This is a genomic window from Agrococcus sp. AC640b, from assembly GCF_979255995.1.
The window spans coordinates 1-15,281 of sequence record NZ_CEEDMM010000007.1 but is presented as its reverse complement, the minus strand read 5'-3'; the positions used below and the strand labels follow the sequence as shown (position 1 = coordinate 15,281).

Below are 15,281 nucleotides of genomic sequence, written 5' to 3'. Positions count from 1 at the left end.
CCGCAAGGCCACGACCCCTCCGGCCGTTCGCATTGTCTGAGCTGAGGAGCGACGCAGACGCCGCGCCCGATCAGCGCGGACCTACTCCCATTCGATCGTCCCCGGCGGCTTCGACGTGACGTCGAGCACGACCCGGTTCACTTCCTCGACCTCGTTGGTGATCCTGTTGGAGATCTTCGCGAGCACGTCGTACGGCAGGCGCGTCCAGTCGGCGGTCATGGCGTCTTCGGAGGAGACGGGGCGCAGCACGATCGGGTGGCCGTAGGTGCGTCCGTCGCCTTGGACGCCGACGGAGCGGACGTCGGCGAGGAGCACGACGGGGCATTGCCAGATCTCCTGGTCGAGGCCGGCTGCGGTGAGCTCCTCGCGGGCGATGGCGTCGGCGCGGCGGAGCACGTCGAGTCGTTCCTGGGTGACTTCTCCGATGATGCGGATGCCGAGGCCTGGTCCTGGGAAGGGTTGGCGGCCGACGATGACCTCGGGCAGGCCGAGCTGGCGGCCGATGGCGCGCACCTCGTCCTTGAAGAGTGCGCGGAGGGGTTCGATGAGCTCGAACTGGAGGTCGTCGGGCAGGCCGCCGACGTTGTGGTGCGACTTGATGTTCGCGGTGCCGGCTCCCCCGCCGGATTCGACGACGTCGGGGTAGAGGGTGCCTTGCACGAGCCAGCGGATGGGCTCGCCGTCGGCTGCGGCCTCTGCGGCGAGGTCGCGCTCGGCCTGCTCGAAGACGCGGATGAACTCGCGGCCGATGATCTTGCGCTTCTGCTCGGGGTCGCTCACGCCTGCGAGGGCGTCGAGGAAGCGTTCGCGTGCGTCGACGGTGACGAGGCGCACGCCGGTGGAGGCGACGTAGTCCTCTTCGACCTGGCGGCGCTCGTCCTGGCGCAGGAGGCCGTGGTCGACGAAGACGCAGGTGAGCTGGTCGCCGACGGCGGCGTGGACGAGCGCTGCTGCGACGGCGGAGTCGACGCCGCCGGAGAGCCCGCAGATCACCTTCGCGTCGCCGACCTGCTCGCGGATGCGCTGCACCTGCTCGTCGATGACGTTGCCGGTCTTCCAGTCGCGGTCGATGCCGGCGATGTCGTGGAGGAACGACTCGATCACCTGCTGGCCGTGCTCGGAGTGGCGCACCTCGGGGTGCCATTGCACGCCTGCCATCTTGCGTCCGCGGTGCTCGAAGGCGGCGACGGGGGTGTCGACGGAGGATGCGAGCACCTCGAAGCCCTCGGGAGCCTTCGCGACCGCGTCGCCGTGGCTCATCCACACGGTCTGCGCGTCGGGCTGGCCGGCGAGAAGGCTGCCTTCGTCGCCGACGGTGACGGCGGTGGAGCCGTATTCGCGGTTGCCGGTGCGGGCGACCTCGCCGCCGAGCTGGGCAGCCATGACCTGGAAGCCGTAGCAGATGCCGAACGTGGGGATGCCGAGCTCGAGGATGGCGGGGTCGAGCCTGGGCGCGCCGTCGGAGTACACCGACGAGGGGCCTCCGGAGAGCACGATGCCGACGGGGTCCTTGGCGCGCACCTCGTCTGCGGTGATGGAGTGCGGCACGACCTCGGAGTACACGTCGGCCTCGCGCACGCGCCGTGCGATGAGCTGCGCGTACTGGGCGCCGAAGTCGACGACGAGGACGGGGCGCTGGGCGGTGTCGGCCATCAGGCCTCCTTGGCTTGGAGTGCGGCCGCCTGGGTCTCGAGGCGGACGACGTCGGTGGCGGCGAGGCGGTGCATGCGCCGCTCGACGATGAACGAGAGGAACGGCACGACGCCGCCGAGGGCCATGGCGATGAGGCGGGTGAACGGCCACCGCAGCAGCATCCACAGTCGGAAGCATGCGAGCAGGTAGAGCACGTAGATCCACCCGTGGGCGATGAGGATCGCGAGGGAGAGGTTGAAGCCGTCGCCGAGGGATTGGATCTCGCATCCCATGCCGCCTGGGACGAACAGCGAGTACCACTGGCATCCGGGGCCTGGCACGACGGGTGCGAGGCTCAGCAGCCCTCCGGAGCCGCCTGCGAACAGCTCGACGTGGCTCGGCGAGTACTTCAGCACCATCTCGATGACGAGGAGCAGCAGGAACGTTCCCGTCACCCACGACATGATGCGGTAGAAGGTCATCGCCGAGCGGATCTTCGGGATCTGCTGGATGGGCCTCGGCACGCCCTCCATCCTACCGAGCGGCTCAGACGTCGCTGGACGCGGCGGCTGCGGCTGCGGCCTCCGCCTCGGCGTCCTCGATCGCCTCGCCTTCGCGTTCGCGAGCGTCTTGCACGAGCCGGAACCAGAGGTACAGCGCGAACACCATGAACGCGATCCACTCGATGGCGTAGAACACGTTGAGCCAGTTCAGCTGCGTCTGCTGCTCCGGCGGCAGCGACGTGATCGCGTCGAGGCCGCCTGCGGCGTCGTCGAGGATGACGTAGCCGGCGTAGACGTCGCCGTCGTACCCTGGCCAGCGGTTGATGAGGTCGCCGACGCTCATCGCCTCGGTGGTGTCCTGCTCGAAGTCGACGACGGTGGGCGACTCGCTGGGCATGTAGCGGCCGGCGATCGTCGCCTGGTCGAGGTCGACGTCGTCGATGGCCGCCTCCGCCTCGGCGCGCGTCGGCGCCCAGCCGAGCGCGACCGCGAGCGAGGCGCCCTCGTCGGTGATGGCGCGTGCGGTGAGCCACGCACCGGCCTCACCCTCCTGCTGCCTGCCGGAGAGCACGATGAACGATGCGGGGTCGATCGTCGCGGTCGTCTCGACGATGCGGCCGCCAGCGACCGACATGAGCGGCCCCTGCGGGTCGGCGACGGTGTCGAGCGCGACGGGCGTCTCGGTGTCGCGCTCATCGGCCTGCCCCTGCTGCACGGCACGGTCGATCTGCCATTGGCCGAGCGCTGCGAAGATGCCGGCGACGGCGAGCGCGCCGAGCAGCGCCCCGATCCATCTGGGGCGCCGCGCGACGTCGAGGAACCGCGGGGTCACGCTCAGGTGCCGCGGGTGCCGACCGGCTCGACGACCGGCAGCGCACCGAGCGGCACGATGTCGGGCGCCTCGAGCCGCGCCTGGTCGGCGGACTCGTCGTCGGGGAGCTCCTGGCTGGCGAGCTCGGCGGCGACGCGCTTGTTGTACGTGTTGATCTCGTTCTCGATGCGTGCCTCGTCCCAGCCGAGCACGTCGGCCATGATGCGCGCGGCGACGGGTGCTGCGGCGACGCCGCGGTCCCATGCCTCGATCGAGATGCGGGTGCGGCGGGCGAGCACGTCGTCGAGGTGCAGCGCACCCTCTGCGAGGCAGGCGTAGCGCACCTCGGCGCCGAGGTAGTCGTCGGCGCCCGGCAGCGGCTCTGCGAGCTCCGGCCGCTCGCGGATGATGTCGAGCAGGTCGTCGGTGAGCGTGCCGTACCGGTTGAGCAGGTGCTCGACGCGGTGCTTGTGCAGGCCGAACGCCTTCGCGATCTTGCCGCGCTTGTTCCAGGCGGCGCGGTAGCCGACGGCGCCGAGCAGCGGGATGTCCTCGGTGCACGACGGCGGCACCTTGCCGTCGATGGCGGAGACGGCCTCGTCGATGGCGTCCTTCGCCATGACGCGGTACGTCGTCCACTTGCCGCCTGCGATCATGACGAGTCCGGGCACGGTGTGCGACACGTGGTGCTCGCGCGACAGGTTCGCCGTCGAGCCGCCCTCGGGGGCGGCGAGCAGCGGGCGCAGGCCTGCGTAGACGCCTTCGACGTCGGAGCGGGTGAGCTTCGTGTCGAGCACGGAGTTCACGTGCTCGAGGATGTAGTCGATGTCGGCGGCCGTCGCGGCGGGGTGCGCCTTGTCGAGCTCCCAGTCGGTGTCGGTGGTGCCGATGATCCAGTGGCGACCCCACGGGATGACGAAGAGCACGCTCTTCTCGGTGCGCAGCAGCAGCCCCATCGACGAGTGGAAGCGGTCGCGCGGCACGACGAGGTGCACGCCCTTGGAGGCGCGCACGCGGAAGTCGGAGCGCGAGCCGACCATGGCCTGCGTGTCGCCCGTCCACACGCCGGTCGCGTTCACGACCTGCTTCGCGCGGATCTCGAACCGCTCCCCCGACTCGTAGTCGTGGGCCTGGATGCCGACGACGCGCTCGCCGACCTTCAGGAATCCCTCGGCACGGACGCGGCTCGCGACGTGCGCGCCGTAGAACGACGCCGTGCGTGCGAGCTCGGCCACGTAGCGGGCGTCGTCGACCTGGGCGTCGTAGTACGTGATGCCGCCGACGAGCGCGTCGGGGTCGAGCGACGGGATCTCCTTGAGCATCTGCTTCTTGGAGAGGTGGTGGTGCAGGGGCACGCCGGGGCGCATGAAGCCCGTGTAGCTGAATGCGTCGTACATGGCCATGCCGGCGCCGATGTAGGCGCGCTCGACGACCGGCTTCGACAGCGGGTACAGGAAGCGCACGGGCTTCACGAGGTGCGGTGCGATGCGCTGCAGCAGCAGGCCTCGCTCGATGAGCGCCTCGCGCACGAGCCCGAAGTTGAACTGCTCGAGGTAGCGGATGCCGCCGTGGATGAGCTTCGACGAGCGGCTCGACGTGCCCGATGCGAAGTCGCGCGCCTCGACGATGCCGACGCGCAGGCCGCGCGTGACGGCGTCGAGCGCCGATCCCACGCCGACGATGCCGCCGCCGATGACGAGGACGTCGAGCTCGCGCTCGCGCATCGACGCGAGCGCCTGCTCGCGCTCCTGCGGTCCGAGGTTCGCCGATCGACGGACGCTCTTCGCGTTCTGCCTGGCTGCCATGTGCAATCCCCTTCCCTTGCGGGCCCCGTGGGGGTCCTGCGTTCGCTCCAGCCGATGCGGCTAGCGCCGCGGCGCCACCACGACGTCGATGCGCTGGAACTCCTTGACGTCCTTGTACCCCGTGGTCGCGAGCGCCTTGCGCACCGCCCCCACGATGTTCGCGGTGCCGTCGGCGACGGGCGCGGGGCCGTTGAGCACGACCTCCAGGTCGCCGACCTGCTCGACCTGCACGCGGTTGCCGCGCGGCAGCTTCTGGTTGTGGGCCTCAGGCCCCCAGTGCCAGCCGCGACCGGGTGCATCCGTCGCCCTCGCGAGCGCCGTGCCCAGCATGGCGGCGTCTGCGCCGCATGCGAAGGCCTTGACGAGGTCGCCTGAGGTGCCGAGCGATCCGTCGGCGATGACCTGCACGTAGCGGCCGCCCGACTCGTCGAGGTAGTCGCGGCGTGCTGCGGCGACGTCGGAGACGGCCGTGGCCATGGGGGCGTGGATGCCGAGCACGCTGCGGCTCGTGGAGGCGGCACCGCCTCCGAAGCCCACGAGCACGCCTGCGGCGCCGGTGCGCATGAGGTGCAGCGCCGCCGTGTAGGTGACGACGCCGCCGACGATGACGGGCACGTCGAGCTCGTAGATGAACTGCTTGAGGTTGAGCGCCTCGCCGGTCTTCGTGACGTGCTCCGCCGAGACGGTGCTGCCGCGGATGACGAACAGGTCGACGCCCGCGTCGACGACGCATGCGTAGTGCTCCTGCACGGCCTGCGGGCTGAGGCTGCCTGCGACGGTGACGCCCGCCTCGCGGATCTCGGCGAGGCGCTGGCGGATGAGGTCGGGCCGCACGGGTGCGGCGTAGATCTCGCGCATGCGGTTCGTGGCGAGGTCGGCGGGCAGGCCCGCGATCTCGGCGAGCAGCGGCTCGGGGTCGTCGTAGCGCGTCCACACGCCTTCGAGGTTGAGCACGCCGAGGCCGCCTGCGCGCCCGAGGGCGATGGCGGTGCGGGGGCTCATGACCGAGTCGGTCGGTGCGCCCAGCACGGGGATCTCGAAGCGGAACGCGTCGATCTGCCATGCGAGGGAGACGACGTCGCTGTCGCGGGTGCGCCTGGTCGGCACCACCGCGACGTCGTCGAATCCGTACGCCGGTCGTGCGCTCTTGGCCAGTCCGAGCTCGATCTCCGCCACGTCTCTCAGCCTAGTGCCGCACGCGAGATGCCTCACCCCGTGTCCGCTGAGGGGTGACGCGAGCGCCCCCGCCCGTGCGGTTCCTGCGTTGCGAGGTGCGCTTGCTGCATCGAGGTGCGGTTGCAACCGCACCTCGCTGCAGCAAGCGCACCTCGGAACGATCGGGTGGCGCGGCGGCGCGGCAGCGAGCGCGTCAGCGCCCGAGGATCGCGCGGATGCGGGCGGTCGCCGCATCCACCTCCACGAGCACGTCCCGTGCGGTCGCGGCCGTCACCGACGCCCCACGCACGAGCGAGCGCACCTCGGCGCGCATGCGCGTGACGGCGAGATCGACCTCGTGCACGGCGGCGCGCACGTCGGCGCGATCGGCGCCGCGAGGCTCGGAACGGCCGTGCGCGCTCGTCGAGGCGGGCTCGGGCTCGCCTGCCGCAGCGGTCGCGGCTGGGTCGGGCGCGCGAGCGTCGCGCTCCGCGGCGGCGAGATCGGCGCGCAGCGTGCGCATCGCATCACGCACGCCTCCGCGCACCTCGTCGGCCAGACGCCGCACCGAGTCGCCGATCTCGGTCTCGAGCGCGTCGAGCTCGCCCTGCCGCTCGGCGAGGTGGGCGCGTCCGGCATCCGTGATCTCGTAGCGGGTGCGACGCCCCTCGGCATGCTTCGCGACGAGCCCCTCCTCCTCGAGCCGCGACAGCCGCGGATAGATCGTGCCCGCCGACGGCTGGTAGGTGCCGCCGAAGCGGCGCTCGAGCGCCTGCATCACCTCGTAGCCGTGCTTCGGCGACTCGGCGAGCAGCGCCAGGAGGTAGAGCCGCAGCGCGCCGTGCGCGAAGACCGGGCTCATCGGCGCACGACCGTCTGGGCTCCCGAGACCGAGTTGAGCGAGATGCGTGCGGTCTCGCCCACGCCCGACTCGCTGTGGCGGCCGCCGCGCTTGGGCATCGCCGTGCCGAACACGCGGCCGCTGCCGCTGACGGTGTTCGTCACGACCTCGGCTGCCACCTGCGCGTCGACGCGGATCGTCGCGTCGGCGGAGACGCCGTTGACGGAGATGGATGCGACCGAGCCGTGCACGTCGAGCAGGACGTCGCCCGAGACGGTGTCGATGCCGATGCGACGGCATGCGCCGGAGACGGTGACGTCGCCGCTGACGGCGTGGACCTGCACGTCGCCGTCGAGGCCCGTGGCCTCGACGTCACCGGAGACGGTGTTGACCTGCACGTCGCCTGCGACGCCGTCGAGCTGCACGTCGCCGGAGACCGTGCTGACGTCGGCGCCGGCGGCGAGACCGGAGATGAGCCCCTGCGCCGTGACCTGCCCGTAGGTGAGCGCGACGTGCTGTGGCACGAGAATGCTGACCTCGACGCGTCCACGCTCGATGCCGAGCGACTTGAGCGAGTCGATGAGGTTCGACCAGCGCAGCAGCGGATGGGCGACGGTGAGCGCTCCGTCGTCCAGCGAGATCTCGAGGTCGCGGCCGTCGACGCGATGCACCTCGACGCGCGCCCACGGCTCGTCGTGCCCGACGACGTCGACGCTTCCTGCGATGACGCCGACCTTGAGCCTGCGCACCCCTTCGAGGGTGATGGTGCGCGTCTCGCCCGGCCGCACCGTCCAGCGCTCTGCGCTCGAGTCGGCGGGGGTCGCGCCCTCGAAGGGCGCCTCGTGCTGGTCTGCCTCCACGGCTGCTCCTCTGTGCGATCGGTCACGCGATATATCGCGTCATGCACACACGATATATCGCGTCCCCGCCACCCGCAACCCTCCCGTCGTTGCGAGGTGCGCCTCTCGTGGCGAGGTGCGCTTCTCCAACTGAGGTGCGCCGCGAGCCGCACCTCAGTTGGAGAAGCGCACCTCGCAACGGAGTTCAGCGCAGAAGACGCACGCCTGCGGGAAGGACTCGATGGCGCTGCGGCACCCCGGCGCCCACGAGGATGCGTTCGAGCCGGCGCGGGTCGACGAGGTCCGCCCACGTCCACCGACGGATCTCGGCGACCTCCCGCAGTGCGTCCTCGCGACGCTTCTCCTCCATGAGCACCTGGACGCCCGACCGCCCCGCCTTGCGAGCCAGGTCGCCGTACTTCACCGCGCCGTCGAACTCGCCCAGCAGCGGCCGACCAGGCAGCCTCCAGCCGAAGTCGGCCCGGAAGCGGCCCGCTGACGTCTCCACGACGACCTGCAGCTCGGGAGCAGGGAAGCCGAGCAGCGCGATCGCCACACGGCTGCGCGACTCGCCCACGGACTCGGCGGCCGGATCGGCGAACGCGAGCGACCATCGGGCGCGCGCGCGATTGCGATTGCTCTGCTCGCCGATCGCCTCGGACACCGCGGCCCGATCGACCTTGCCGTCGCGCAACGCGGCATCGAGGGCAGCGACCGCCGGGCCCGGGATCCGCCGTCTGGCGACGTCGGCGAGCGTCCACGCGACGCTCGAGCAGCGCATGCCGTCGACCTCGACGACGTGCTCGTCGGGGATCGGCAGGTGCGAGCACCGGATGTCACCCCGCGCGCCCGACGCGAAGGGGTCGCCCGTGCCGAAGACGTATGCCGGCTCCCCATCGATCGGCAAGCCGTGCAGCAGGAGCGCCGACTCGAGCGCGAAGACCATGCCGACGCGTGCTCGCGAGGCGGCGACGATGCGCGCCCGATATCGCGACTCGACCGACGCGCCCTCGAGCTGCTCGGACACCGCGTAGTGACCGCGACGGAGGCGGGTCAGCCGCGCATCCATCGACGGATCGCTGCCGAACGCCCGCACGGCGCTGGCGTCGACCACCTCGAGCTCGTCATCCATCCCGGCACACTGGCCCTCGGGCAGCCCTCGAGGGACGCAGCCGCGATGCTCTGTGGATGGGCGCCGCTGTGCAGGAGCCCAGGTGGCGGGCCCATGCCGTTGCGAGGTGCGCTACGCCAGCTCAGGTGCGCTGCGAGGTGCACCTCGACTGGGCAAGCGCACCTCGCAACGGCAAGCGCACCTCGCAACGAGAAGCGCACCTCGGAACGGAGGGGAGGGTCAGCGGCGGTAGTTCGGCGCCTCGACGACCATCTGGATGTCGTGCGGGTGCGACTCCTTCAGCCCCGCCGCCGTGATGCGCACGAAGCGACCCTTCGTCTGCAGCTCGGGGATCGTGCGGCCGCCGACGTAGAACATCGACTGCCGCAGACCGCCGGAGAGCTGGTACGCGACGGTCGCGAGCGGGCCGCGGTACGGCACCTGCCCCTCGATGCCCTCGGCGATGAGCTGCTCGTCGGAGGGCACGTCGGCCTGGAAGTAGCGGTCGCGCGAGTACGACGTCTTCGTGCCGCGCGTCTGCATCGCACCCAGCGAGCCCATGCCGCGGTAGGTCTTGAACTGCTTGCCGTTGATGAGCACGAGGTCGCCGGGCGACTCGTCGGTGCCGGCCAGCAGCGACCCGAGCATCACCGACGACGCGCCAGCGACGAGCGCCTTCGCGATGTCGCCCGAGTACTGCAGGCCGCCGTCGGCGATCACGGGCACGCCTGCGGGCGTCGCGGCGAGCGACGCCTCGTACACGGCCGTCACCTGCGGCACGCCCACGCCCGACACGACGCGCGTCGTGCAGATCGAGCCGGGGCCCACGCCGACCTTCACGGCGTCGACGCCCGCGTCGACGAGCGCCTGCGCGCCCTCGCGGGTCGCGACGTTGCCGCCGATGATGTCGACGGCATCGAAGCGCGCGTCGCCCTTCAGGCGCGTCACGATGTCGATGACGCCCTGCGACTCGCCGTTGGCCGTGTCGACGACGATGACGTCGACGCCTGCCTCGAGCAGCGCCTCCGCACGGTCGTACGCGTCGCCGAAGAAGCCGATGGCAGCTCCGACGCGCAGACGACCCTGCGAGTCCTTCGTCGCGAAGGGATACTGCTCGACCTTGTCGAAGTCCTTGATCGTGATGAGGCCCGCGAGCCGGCCGTCGTCCTCCACGAGCGGCAGCTTCTCGAGCTTCGACTGCCGGAAGATCTCGAGCACGTCCTCGCGCGACGTGCCCACGGGCGCCGTCGTGAGCGGCGCGGGCGTCATGACGTCGCGCACGAGGGTCGTCGGGCCGTCGGCGCGAGCGACGAAGCGCATGTCGCGGTTCGTGATGATGCCGAGCAGGTGCCCGCCCTCGTCGACGACCGGCAGGCCGGAGACCTTGTACTGGCCGCAGATCGCGTCGACCTCGGCGACCGTCGCGTCGGGGCCGATCGTGACGGGATCGGTGATCATGCCCGACTCCGACCGCTTCACGCGGTCGACGATCGCCGCCTGATCCGCGATCGCGAGGTTGCGGTGCACGATGCCGATGCCGCCCTGGCGCGCCATGGCGATCGCCATGCGCTCCTCGGTGACGGTGTCCATGGCGCTCGAGACGAGCGGCACGGCAAGGCGGATGCGTCGGGAGAGCAAGGTGGACGTGTCCGCCTCGCTCGGGATGACGTCGGTGCGGCCGGGGAGCAGCATGACGTCGTCGTAGGTGAGACCGGTGAAGCCGAACGGGTCGCGGGTGTCCATCGCCATCCATCGTACGAGTAACGATTCGATCCCGAGTCACGCTTCGAGCAGAACTCGAAACATGCTCGACACCATCACCGGGCTACAGTGACTCCACCGTGCAACAGGCACACCGCCTATCGCATTCCCCTACGGGTGCGCCACGGACCACTGGAGGACATGTGGAGAAGACGCTCCGACCAGCCAGGTGGTGGCTCGCCATCCCTGCGCTGCTCGTCGCCCTGGCCGTCGCACTCGGCCTCGGCGCCACCCAAGCCGACGCGACGGCCCCGCCGTCCGACTCCGGCAGCGCGTACCAGTTCCAAGGGATCGTGCGCTCGGATCCGCAGACCCCCCTCCCCGGCGTCGTCATCACCGCCACCGCGGCGGACGGCTTCACCGGCACCGCGACCACGGGCGACGACGGCCGCTGGTCGATCCCGGTGCCCGCGCAGGGCGCCTACACGATCTCGATCGACGAGACCACGATCCCGGACGGGCTCGCGGTGAACCCCGCGCACGTGTCGCGCGAGTTCGAGATCGCGACGACCAGCTCGCAGGGCGTGCTGTTCCAGATCGGCGAGCCAGGCTCCTTCACGGCGCCGCAGCCCAGCTCGGGCAGCGACGGCGGCGACGGCGGAGGGTCGTCGAGCGACTCGAGCAGCAGCCGCTTCTCGTGGGCGCAGCTCGGTCAGCGACTCGTCACCGGCCTCAACTTCGGCCTCCTGCTCGCGCTCGGCGCCATCGGCATCACCTTGATCTTCGGCACGACGGGCGTGAACAACTTCGCGCACGGCGAGATGCTCACGTTCGGTGCGCTGATCTTCTACGCGCTCACGACCGTCATCGGCCTGCCCGTCGCGGTGGCGGTGATCGGCGTCCTCATCGCGAGCGCCGGCTTCGGCTGGCTGCACGACGCGGCGATCTTCAAGCCGCTGCGCAGGAAGCGCGTCGGCCTCGTGCAGGTGCTCATCGTCACGATCGGTCTGTCGATCGCGCTGCGGTACTTCTTCCAGTTCATCGTCGGAGGCGGCAGCGAGACGCTCGCGGTCGACAACTCGGCCACCGTCTCCTTCGGCACGTTCAACGTGCGGGTGTCGAACCTGGTGAGCATGGTGATCTGCGTCGTGATCCTGCTCGGCGTCGCCTACTTCCTCACCCGCACCCGCATCGGCAAGGCGACGCGCGCGGTGAGCGACAACGCGAGCCTCGCAGGCGCGTCCGGCATCAACGTCGACCGCGTCATCCGCATCGTCTGGGTGCTCGCAGGCACGCTCACCGGACTCTCCGGCATCCTCTACGCCTACTTCGTGGGTGCCAGCGTGCGGTGGGACATGGGCTTCCTCATCCTGCTGCTGCTGTTCGCATCCGTCACCCTCGGCGGCCTCGGCAGCGCGTTCGGCGCGCTCGTGGGTGCGCTCATCATCGGGCTCGCCACCGAGATCTCCACCCTCTGGCTCCCTGCCGACCTCCGGTTCGCAGTCGCCCTCGTCATCCTCATCCTGGTGCTGCTCGTTCGGCCGCAGGGTGTGCTCGGTCGCAAGGAGAGGATCGGCTGATGCTCGACGTCCTGCTCGGCTCGCTCAGCCAGCTCATCTCCGCCTCGTCGGCGGCATACGCCCTCGCGGCCATCGGCCTCGGCATCCACTTCGGATACTCGGGTCTGCTCAACTTCGGCCAGGCAGGCTTCATGGCGATCGGCGCCTACGGGTTCGCCGTCTTCACGAGCCTCGTCGACCCGACGAACACGTTCGGATGGCCGGCATGGCTGTCGCTGCTCGCCGCCACGCTCGTCGGCATCCTCTCTGCGGTGATCTTCGCGCTCATCCTCGGCATCCCCACGCTGCGGCTGCGGGGCGACTACCTGGCGATCGTGACGATCGCCGCCGCCGAGATCGTGCGCTTCACGGTGCGCACCCAGGACCTCACCGAGGTCACCGGCGGCTCGCAGGGCATCCGCGGCACCGACTTCAAGGGCGACATCCAGGCGGTGAACGAGGGGCTGCTGAACCTCGACAACAACACCTGGTACACGCTCGTCAGCTGGATCCTCGTCGTCATCGCGGTCCTGCTCGTGTGGGGCCTCATGCGCAGCCCGTGGGGCCGCGTCGTGAAGGGCATCCGTGAGGACGAGGACGCGGTGCGCAGCCTCGGCAAGAACGTGTACGCGTACAAGATGCAGGCGCTCGTGCTCGGTGGCGTCATGGGTGCGGTCGCCGGCATCCTGTTCATCTTCCCCAGAGCCGTGCAGGCCGACAGCTTCGCGACGACCCTCACGTTCAACGTGTGGACCGCGCTGCTGCTCGGTGGCGCAGCCACCGTGCTCGGCCCCGTGCTCGGCGGCGTGCTGTTCTGGTTCCTGCTGTCGTTCGTGCGCGGCCTCATCGGCGAGCTGCACGACCTCGGACTCTTCGGCTCGATGTCGGCGACCCAGGCCGGCCAGCTCGCGTTCGTCGCCGTCGGCGCCGCGCTCATCGTCCTCGTCATCTTCCGACCACAAGGGATCATGGGCAACAAGAAGGAGCTGTCGTTCAATGTCTAGCCCTACGAAGACCCACGAGCTCGTCGACGGCGACGTCGGCCCCGGCTGCAAGAAGGTCGACCCCATCGTCGTCGCCGACGGCGTGCGCAGGCAGTTCGGCGGCCTCACCGCCGTCGACGTCGCCCACGTCGAGATCCCCCGCGGCAAGATCACCGCGCTCATCGGGCCCAACGGAGCAGGCAAGACGACGTTCTTCAACCTGCTCACCGGGTTCGACAAGCCCAACGAGGGCTCCTGGTCGTTCGACGGTCAGTCGCTCGCCGGGGTCTCCGCCTACAAGGTCGCCCGCCGCGGGATGGTGCGCACCTTCCAGCTCACGAAGTCGCTCGGCCGCCTCACCGTGCTGCAGAACATGCTGCTCGGCGCGTCCGGGCAGCGCGGCGAGCGCTTCTCCAGCGCCATCTTCTCCTTCCTCTGGCGCGGCCAGGAGCAGGAGAACACGGCGCGTGCCGATGAGCTGCTCGCCCGCTTCAAGCTCGACGCCAAGCGCGAGGACTTCGCCGCCTCCCTCTCCGGTGGGCAGCGCAAGCTGCTCGAGATGGCGAGGGCGCTCATGAGCGGCCCGCGCCTCGTGATGCTCGACGAGCCGATGGCCGGCGTCAACCCGGCGCTGACGCAGTCGCTGCTCGACCACGTGCTCGGGCTCAAGGACGACGGCACGACCGTGCTGTTCGTCGAGCACGACATGCACATGGTGCGGCACATCTCCGACTGGGTCATCGTCATGGCAGAGGGCAAGGTCGTCGCCGAGGGCCCGCCCGAGTCGATCATGCAGGATCAGGCGGTCGTCGACGCGTACCTCGGCGCGCATCACGACACCGACCTCGGCACCCTCACCAACCAGGAGATCCGCCAGATCGAGCAAGAGGCTGCGCAGGAGCTCGACGAGGTCGTCGCCGCCCGCGAGGAGGACAAGGCATGAGCGTCGTGCTCGAGACGAAGGACCTCGTCGCCGGCTACCTGCCGGGCGTCAACATCCTCAACGGCTGCTCCATCGTGGCCAACCAGGGCGACCTCATCGGCATCATCGGGCCCAACGGCGCAGGCAAGTCGACGCTGCTGAAGGCCATCTTCGGGCAGGTCAACGTGCGCGGCGGCGAGATCCTGCTGCAGGGCGAGTCGATCACCGGGCTCAAGGCCGACCGGCTCGTGTCCAAGGGCGTCGGCATGGTGCCGCAGAACAACAACGTGTTCCCCTCGCTCACCATCGAGGAGAACCTCGAGATGGGGCTCTACCAGGAGCCCAGACGCTTCAAGGAGCGCTTCGAGTTCGTCGCGGGCCTCTTCCCGGAGCTCGCGTCGCGGCGCAAGCAGCGCGCAGGCAGCCTCTCCGGCGGCGAGCGCCAGATGGTCGCGATGGGCCGTGCGCTCATGATGGACCCGTCGGTGCTGCTGCTCGACGAGCCCAGCGCCGGCCTCTCCCCCGTGCGTCAGGACGAGACGTTCCTGCGCGTCGCCGAGATCAACAAGCACGGCGTGACCATCGTCATGGTCGAGCAGAACGCACGCCGCTGCCTGCAGATCGCGCACCGCGCGTACGTGCTCGACCAGGGCAAGGACGCGTACACCGGCACCGGACGCTCCATGCTCAACGACCCGAAGGTCGTCGAGCTGTACCTCGGCACGCTCGCGACCGACGTCGAGGACAAGGCGCGGACGGAGACGAACACGGTCGTCACGGTGGATGCGGATGACGAGTCGTCGAGGGACGAGTCGAAGCCGTAGGTCTGGGCTGCTCGGTCGAAGGCGTCGTCCCTGTGGGGACGGCGCCTTCGTCGTGTCGTGGGTGCTGGGCTGGGTTGGGAGGAGGAGGGGCCGACATCGAGTCGCAGTCCCCCGCTCGCTAGCGCGAGCTCCCGCCAGGCCCGATGCCTGCGACTCGACGTCGGCCCCTCCTCCTCCCGTCCGTCCCGGTGCGTGGGGCGTTCGTTCGTGCGGGTGCGCAGCGCACCGGTGGTGGGATGTGCTGCGCGCGCGTGCGGTCGCCGCCGATCCGCGCGGCCGTTCCCAGCCTCGCGTCGCTCGCTGGGCAGCACGCAGCGCGAGCGCTCCCGCGGTCGGAGACCTCCGTGCGTCGCGGCGCCGTGCGGGCCGTGCGGGCCCGTGCGAGAGCGCAGCGTGGGGTCACCACGGCGCCCGCACCCGCACAGGACACCACCCGCGCTCCACGCCGTCGCACGTCGCCGGGCGCGTCACGCGCCGAGCACGGCCGCGCGGATCGGCTGCGACCGCACGGGCGCGCAGCAGCAACCCCACCCGGAGGCCCACCCCACGGCCCGAAGGACGCCCAAGCGCCCAGCACGCGAGCGGAGCGAAGGGG

General features: G+C 70.4%; 13 protein-coding genes. 4 read left to right on the top strand and 9 right to left on the bottom strand.

What is annotated here, in order from left to right:
- Positions 1 to 81: 81 nt before the first annotated feature.
- The 9 genes from guaA to guaB all read right to left on the bottom strand — a co-directional run bounded on the left by guaA (position 82) and on the right by guaB (position 10,440).
- A complete protein-coding gene (gene guaA / locus ACZ6H8_RS04325) occupies positions 82 to 1,653 on the bottom strand; it encodes a glutamine-hydrolyzing GMP synthase (protein WP_464144721.1) in 1,572 nt (523 codons plus the stop codon).
- Complete coding sequence (locus tag ACZ6H8_RS04320; protein ID WP_464144718.1) at positions 1,653 to 2,165, bottom strand: DUF3817 domain-containing protein; 513 nt, start codon at positions 2,163 to 2,165, stop codon at positions 1,653 to 1,655. The genes guaA and ACZ6H8_RS04320 overlap by 1 nt, the downstream gene beginning before the upstream one ends.
- 13 nt (positions 2,166 to 2,178) lie before the next feature.
- A complete protein-coding gene (locus ACZ6H8_RS04315) occupies positions 2,179 to 2,967 on the bottom strand; it encodes an SURF1 family protein (protein ID WP_464144716.1) in 789 nt (262 codons plus the stop codon).
- A gap of 2 nt (positions 2,968 to 2,969) precedes the next feature.
- Positions 2,970 to 4,751: a glycerol-3-phosphate dehydrogenase/oxidase gene (locus ACZ6H8_RS04310; RefSeq protein ID WP_464144713.1), complete on the bottom strand. Its 1,782-nt coding sequence runs from the start codon at positions 4,749 to 4,751 to the stop codon at positions 2,970 to 2,972.
- A 60-nt stretch (positions 4,752 to 4,811) separates the two neighbouring features.
- Positions 4,812 to 5,927 carry a GuaB3 family IMP dehydrogenase-related protein gene (locus tag ACZ6H8_RS04305; RefSeq protein WP_464144711.1) on the bottom strand — a complete coding sequence of 372 codons (1,116 nt, stop codon included), beginning with the start codon at positions 5,925 to 5,927 and terminating at the stop codon, positions 4,812 to 4,814.
- A 193-nt stretch (positions 5,928 to 6,120) separates the two neighbouring features.
- Positions 6,121 to 6,768: a PadR family transcriptional regulator gene (locus tag ACZ6H8_RS04300; RefSeq protein WP_464144709.1), complete on the bottom strand. Its 648-nt coding sequence runs from the start codon at positions 6,766 to 6,768 to the stop codon at positions 6,121 to 6,123.
- Positions 6,765 to 7,607, bottom strand: a complete 843-nt coding sequence (locus ACZ6H8_RS04295; RefSeq protein ID WP_464144707.1) for a DUF4097 family beta strand repeat-containing protein — start codon at positions 7,605 to 7,607, stop codon at positions 6,765 to 6,767. The genes ACZ6H8_RS04300 and ACZ6H8_RS04295 overlap by 4 nt, the downstream gene beginning before the upstream one ends.
- Before the next feature lie 184 nt (positions 7,608 to 7,791).
- Positions 7,792 to 8,718: a hypothetical protein gene (locus ACZ6H8_RS04290; protein WP_464144704.1), complete on the bottom strand. Its 927-nt coding sequence runs from the start codon at positions 8,716 to 8,718 to the stop codon at positions 7,792 to 7,794.
- A gap of 219 nt (positions 8,719 to 8,937) precedes the next feature.
- Positions 8,938 to 10,440, bottom strand: coding sequence for an IMP dehydrogenase (gene guaB / locus ACZ6H8_RS04285; protein ID WP_464144703.1), 1,503 nt, complete (start codon positions 10,438 to 10,440; stop codon positions 8,938 to 8,940).
- A gap of 161 nt (positions 10,441 to 10,601) precedes the next feature.
- Between guaB and ACZ6H8_RS04280 the strand changes: the two genes are divergently transcribed.
- The 4 genes from ACZ6H8_RS04280 to ACZ6H8_RS04265 are packed head-to-tail and all read left to right on the top strand — an operon-like array spanning position 10,602 to position 14,686.
- Positions 10,602 to 11,978: a branched-chain amino acid ABC transporter permease gene (locus ACZ6H8_RS04280; protein WP_464144700.1), complete on the top strand. Its 1,377-nt coding sequence runs from the start codon at positions 10,602 to 10,604 to the stop codon at positions 11,976 to 11,978.
- Positions 11,978 to 12,961, top strand: a complete 984-nt coding sequence (locus ACZ6H8_RS04275) for a branched-chain amino acid ABC transporter permease (RefSeq protein WP_464144697.1) — start codon at positions 11,978 to 11,980, stop codon at positions 12,959 to 12,961. The genes ACZ6H8_RS04280 and ACZ6H8_RS04275 overlap by 1 nt, the downstream gene beginning before the upstream one ends.
- Positions 12,954 to 13,883, top strand: a complete 930-nt coding sequence (locus ACZ6H8_RS04270) for an ABC transporter ATP-binding protein (RefSeq protein ID WP_464144695.1) — start codon at positions 12,954 to 12,956, stop codon at positions 13,881 to 13,883. Before ACZ6H8_RS04275 ends, ACZ6H8_RS04270 begins: the two co-directional genes overlap by 8 nt.
- The gene (locus ACZ6H8_RS04265) at positions 13,880 to 14,686 is read left to right on the top strand and encodes an ABC transporter ATP-binding protein (protein ID WP_464144693.1); all 807 of its coding nucleotides are present in this window, start codon (positions 13,880 to 13,882) and stop codon (positions 14,684 to 14,686) included. Before ACZ6H8_RS04270 ends, ACZ6H8_RS04265 begins: the two co-directional genes overlap by 4 nt.
- The last annotated feature ends 595 nt before the right edge of the window (positions 14,687 to 15,281 follow it).

Coding starts and splice junctions, on each gene's coding strand:
- guaA (WP_464144721.1), bottom strand. CDS start 1,653: ATGGCCGACACCGCCCAGCGCCCCGTCCTCGTCGTCGACTTCGGCGCC.
- ACZ6H8_RS04320 (WP_464144718.1), bottom strand. CDS start 2,165: ATGGAGGGCGTGCCGAGGCCCATCCAGCAGATCCCGAAGATCCGCTCG.
- ACZ6H8_RS04310 (WP_464144713.1), bottom strand. CDS start 4,751: ATGGCAGCCAGGCAGAACGCGAAGAGCGTCCGTCGATCGGCGAACCTC.
- ACZ6H8_RS04300 (WP_464144709.1), bottom strand. CDS start 6,768: ATGAGCCCGGTCTTCGCGCACGGCGCGCTGCGGCTCTACCTCCTGGCG.
- ACZ6H8_RS04290 (WP_464144704.1), bottom strand. CDS start 8,718: ATGGATGACGAGCTCGAGGTGGTCGACGCCAGCGCCGTGCGGGCGTTC.
- guaB (WP_464144703.1), bottom strand. CDS start 10,440: ATGGACACCCGCGACCCGTTCGGCTTCACCGGTCTCACCTACGACGAC.
- ACZ6H8_RS04275 (WP_464144697.1), top strand. CDS start 11,978: ATGCTCGACGTCCTGCTCGGCTCGCTCAGCCAGCTCATCTCCGCCTCG.
- ACZ6H8_RS04270 (WP_464144695.1), top strand. CDS start 12,954: ATGTCTAGCCCTACGAAGACCCACGAGCTCGTCGACGGCGACGTCGGC.
- ACZ6H8_RS04265 (WP_464144693.1), top strand. CDS start 13,880: ATGAGCGTCGTGCTCGAGACGAAGGACCTCGTCGCCGGCTACCTGCCG.